3 protein-coding genes and 1 pseudogene are annotated in these 4,365 nt (G+C 46.6%); all 4 read left to right on the top strand.

Annotated features, from left to right (window positions below):
* The coding region (locus Q0668_RS13670) for a hypothetical protein (RefSeq protein WP_298865598.1) at positions 1-1,169 on the top strand (1,169 nt) is incomplete at its 5' end.
* On the top strand, positions 1,162-2,082 hold the full coding sequence (locus Q0668_RS13665; RefSeq protein ID WP_298865596.1) for a hypothetical protein: 921 nt from the start codon (positions 1,162-1,164) through the stop codon (positions 2,080-2,082). The genes Q0668_RS13670 and Q0668_RS13665, both read left to right, overlap by 8 nt.
* A gap of 35 nt (positions 2,083-2,117) precedes the next feature.
* Positions 2,118-2,762, top strand: coding sequence for a sigma-70 family RNA polymerase sigma factor (locus Q0668_RS13660; RefSeq protein WP_298865594.1), 645 nt, complete (start codon positions 2,118-2,120; stop codon positions 2,760-2,762).
* 510 nt (positions 2,763-3,272) lie between these two features.
* Positions 3,273-4,313: pseudogene (locus Q0668_RS13655) on the top strand (YifB family Mg chelatase-like AAA ATPase); the annotation flags it as partial.
* Positions 4,314-4,365: the final 52 nt, after the last annotated feature.

The raw sequence follows: 4,365 nt of genomic DNA, 5'->3' as shown, positions 1-4,365 counted from the left end.
ACCATCAGACGGTTAATCAAGAATCTGTCCCGCAATGGAATTCTACTCTTGAAACGGAGGCGAAGAAAAACGATGGGATTGGATCTGGTTTTGCCTTCGGTGCGATGTCAATTCTGCTATTACTCTGCGGATTGTTATTCGTCTTTTTGTTTGTTGGGGCCGGTATACCATTTGTACTGCTAGCAACTATCGCAGTCATCTTTTGTGGTGGTATGACTCTATTTGTTGGCAGGGTAGGGCAACTGTTTTTCGGGAAAGGGTTTGCTGCGTTGGTGAAAGGACCACCTCCAATCAGTGATTTCTGGGATAAAGGCCAGGGATCGAATGGCCAGCAGGCTGCCAAAGAATTTCGTGAAAAAAAGCTGGAAGAAACGCGAATATTTCGTGAACAGGAACGAAAAAAAGCGGAAGAACAACGTCGACGCGTGCGTGAGCAGCATCGTCGTAAGCCCTGTTATTCAAGATCATTAACGCCAAGAACATTGCGATCTATTTCGTATCAAAGCCGGTTTTATGATTTGTCTGTTTCGATGGTGAAAGCGGTGATCTGCACGCTGGTCATCGTGGCCGGGATACTCTGTTTTACCGATGGGGCGGTGGCTGAAGGTTTCTGGAATGGCACTGATTTTGCACCTTTTGCCTTGTTGACTTCTGGAGCAATCATTGCGGCCTGGAGTGTTTTGCTGGTGGCAAAAATGACCGAAGGAAAATCCTTCGATAATAGCACGCGACGTATCATCTGGCTGGTAACAGGAGTCGTTGTGGGGGCGATCATATTTTTGATTCAATCAGACGTTCTGTTGACGACTGTCGCGAGTTCGCAAGAAGTGTCTCCGCGTATGAGACCATTTTTTAATGTGATTGGTCCCTATGTACTGACTCTTAATAACGGACAGCCCAGCCTGATAGGATATGCGATATTCTTCGGAATGTTATTTTGTTTTCGCCGCTGGTGGTGGCACGCCGATTCTTTTAGACCGCGGAAGTTCAAGGTCACTTCAGTACTGATTTCAGTATTTACCGCTTATGTGATCACGGCAGTCTGGGCGTTTCCCGTTTCGGCAGCTTTATGTTGGGCCGCCATTATTTCGAGTGTGGTGCAACTTTCAGCTTCATGGATTCATGAAGATCAACGGATCGTCGAAGTGAAGGGAGTGAACCATGTATGAAAATCCCATATCATTTGGTGTCGATTTGACATATGTTTCATTGTTCTTGATATTACTTGTAGTACCACTCTTCATTTTGTTTGCTGTCGTTGTGATTCGCTATCTAATCAAAGGCAATATCATACCAATTCTAGTGTTTGGTTTAGCGACAGGTATCGCATTATTCGTTGTAGTGATGTATTTCACTTTACAAGTGCCAAGTGTGACGGTGCATCAACAGGCGCGAGTTCAGGTATCGAGCCCCTTTCTCCAATCAAAGCTAATTCTAACAAATCCCGTAGATGCCTCGTCTCCCGGTATAGTCAATTCTTTATCGGAACAACCGGTCGTAGCTAGAAAACCCAATGATTCGGGAACAGACATCGGGGGGGGAGGTCTGGTCAAACCTAAATTGGCAATTCCAGATCCTTTGCCAGACTGGGTCGTAACAGGATTAGAAAACACAAAACAAAATCAATCCAATTTATTAGAGTCGAGTCGACCTGTCTTTCAATCAGGGTTGTTTGCAACTCGCGAAGAAGCAATGCAGGACGCACTTTCAAAAGCAATGCAACAACTGCAGGCGAATTTGCTATTAAGATATCCGCAGTATAAGAGCAATCTTTGGAGACTGAATCCTGAATTGATTCGTCAGTCTGCATATAGAAAAGTGCATTATCAAACCGTCGAACATGATTTTGGGAATGTACTGAAGTCCGGCGAACCATTTAAACAGGATATGTATCGTGCCTATCTAGAAGTTGAAGATTCACCAGTTATAAGGCAGGCTCTTCTCACAAAATGGAAACGGAACATTGGTAATGAGCGGACTGTCTGGCTGGGTGGCGGCTTAGGCTTGATAACATTGCTTTGTGCCGGTATTGCCGTTTATTTGAGAGCCACACATGATCCTGCTACAATCAGACAAACTTAGTAATCGTCCTACTCAAAGCAGTCTGTGATCCACTAATGCCGATTGATGAAGCCGACCAACTCCTGGTATCTCAAATTAAAGCGGGCGACTCCGAAGCCTGGGCTGAGTTAATTGCACGGTTCGAAGGGCGTCTGTTGGCATTTGTGAATAGTCGTCTCCGGAATGCGGCGAGCAGCGAAGATGTTGTACAGGAAACGTTTCTGGGATTTTTGATCAGCATTCCCAATTATGACCCCACGACTCCTTTAGAGTCGTTTCTGTTTGCGATTGCCTCTCATAAGCTGACCGATTTATTGCGGAAGCAGGGCCGTCGACCGACGATTCCGCTGTTTCCGGATGAAAATGGTGAGCGAGAAAATCATCGCGAACCAGCGGGACATACGCGAGTGGCCTCCAGCATGGCGCGGAGTAAAGAGCGCAAAACAAAAGAAGAGCAAATCATAAGTGAGAGCCTACAGGATTTGATTTTGTCCTGGATCAAAAGTGGCGAGTTTGAGCGACTGCAATGTATTGAGCAGTTATTTGTATCGGGTAAGGCGAACAAAGAGGTTGCCTTACAGCTACAAATTTCTGAGCAAGCCGTTGCCAACCATAAGCATTTCGTGGTGGGAAAATTAAAAGACGCGATCATAACCGCCCAGATTCAGGATGCCGATTTGACAGGTCTGGGATTGTCCTGATGTAGCCGACATTAAAGCCCGTTTCAGAGAGCGCATCAAAAAACCTCGCCTGATTATTAGAGAGCGAGGTTTTTGTATTTGCGGATCGTCCGCGACCAGTTACATCAAATTAAAACTTGATGTGCTTTCGTTTTTGCTTACGTGCTTTGGCACTTGCGGGACGTCGACCGTGATTTGCTTTATTCAATTTTCGTTGTGTTTTCGCCATGACTTTATCCTTTAATGGTCTTCGAATTTTACAAATCAAGACCACACATTGTCTGATGAGGCCTGCAGAATAGTATCGGTACCGGGCCGGGTATTCTAGTCGAACCTTTCCATGAAAAAAAGCCAATCAGTCTAAATTCAGCGGTTCTGAGCGGAATTCTTCGAAATCAGATGCTGTATTGGGCTGAATAATCACTTGTGAGGCCTTCGATATGTGGACTGTTGTCCTGATTCCGGTTAGCATAGTGAGGGTCAATTGAATACTGGACAAATTAAACGATGAATTGAACTGAAGAAAACCTCATGCTGGCCAAGCTCTTTACTTATTCATTATTTGGCATCGACGCCAAACCGGTTGAAGTGGAAGTGGACATTTCGCCGGGCGCGATGCCGAAAACGATCCTGGTTGGATTAGCTGAAGCAGCGGTCAAAGAAAGTACACATCGGATAGAACGTGCTCTGGTCAACAGCGGCTATAATCGCCCGATCGATCGAATCATTATCAATCTTTCGCCAGCAGATCTTCCCAAGGATGCAGCGTCGTTTGATCTACCGATTGCATTGGGTTTACTGACTGCAAGCGGTCAACTTGCATCAGATCGTTTCCAGAATTATGCCGCTGTGGGAGAATTGGCGCTGGATGGCACAATTCGTCCCGTGCGCGGTGCACTATCGATGGCAATTACAGCGCGCGAGCAGGGAAAGCATGGTCTTCTGGTGCCGGTTCAGAATGCTCAAGAAGCAGCCGTCGTGGAAGGTCTCGACATATTTGCAGTGGGAACTCTGGCAGAAGCGGTCGGTTTCTATACGGGGAACCTGCCTGTCGAAGCAGTAGAATTTTCCTGGGATGATGCACTGGAAGAACATGGTCAGTATGAAATAGATTATAGTGATGTGAAAGGGCAGGAATACGCGAAAAGGGCGATCACCGTTGCAGCAGCTGGCATGCACCATCTCTTGATGATTGGTTCGCCGGGCACTGGCAAGACTTTGCTTGCCTCGCGGATCAGTACCATTCTACCCCATCTTTCACAGGAAGAGAGTTTGGAGACGACGCGAATTTACAGTGCAATGGGGCGCTTGTCGAACAATCAATCTCTTATTATGTTGCGGCAGTTTCGCACGCCCCACCATACCATCAGTGAAGCAGGTCTGGTGGGAGGGGGATCAACGCCGGCTCCCGGAGAAATCAGTCTGGCTCATAACGGACTTTTGTTTCTGGACGAACTTCCCGAATTTAATCGCCGTACATTGGAAGTGCTGCGTCAACCTTTAGAAGGGGGGGAAGTCACGATCTCCCGCGCCATTGGCAGCGTAACGTTTCCCGCAAATGTGATGTTAATTTGTAGTAGCCACTACTTTTCCTGACAGTAGTATCCCAACTTCACACGTTTGT

This window comes from uncultured Gimesia sp. (assembly GCF_937910335.1).
Taxonomy (GTDB): domain Bacteria; phylum Planctomycetota; class Planctomycetia; order Planctomycetales; family Planctomycetaceae; genus Gimesia.
Note: the sequence above shows the minus strand (reverse complement) of the source record. Positions and strands in the feature narration are given on the sequence as shown.

Bases quoted from the DNA above. Each gene is read 5' to 3' on its own strand.
- Q0668_RS13665 (WP_298865596.1), top strand. From the start codon at position 1,162: ATGTATGAAAATCCCATATCATTTGGTGTCGATTTGACATATGTTTCA.
- Q0668_RS13660 (WP_298865594.1), top strand. From the start codon at position 2,118: ATGCCGATTGATGAAGCCGACCAACTCCTGGTATCTCAAATTAAAGCG.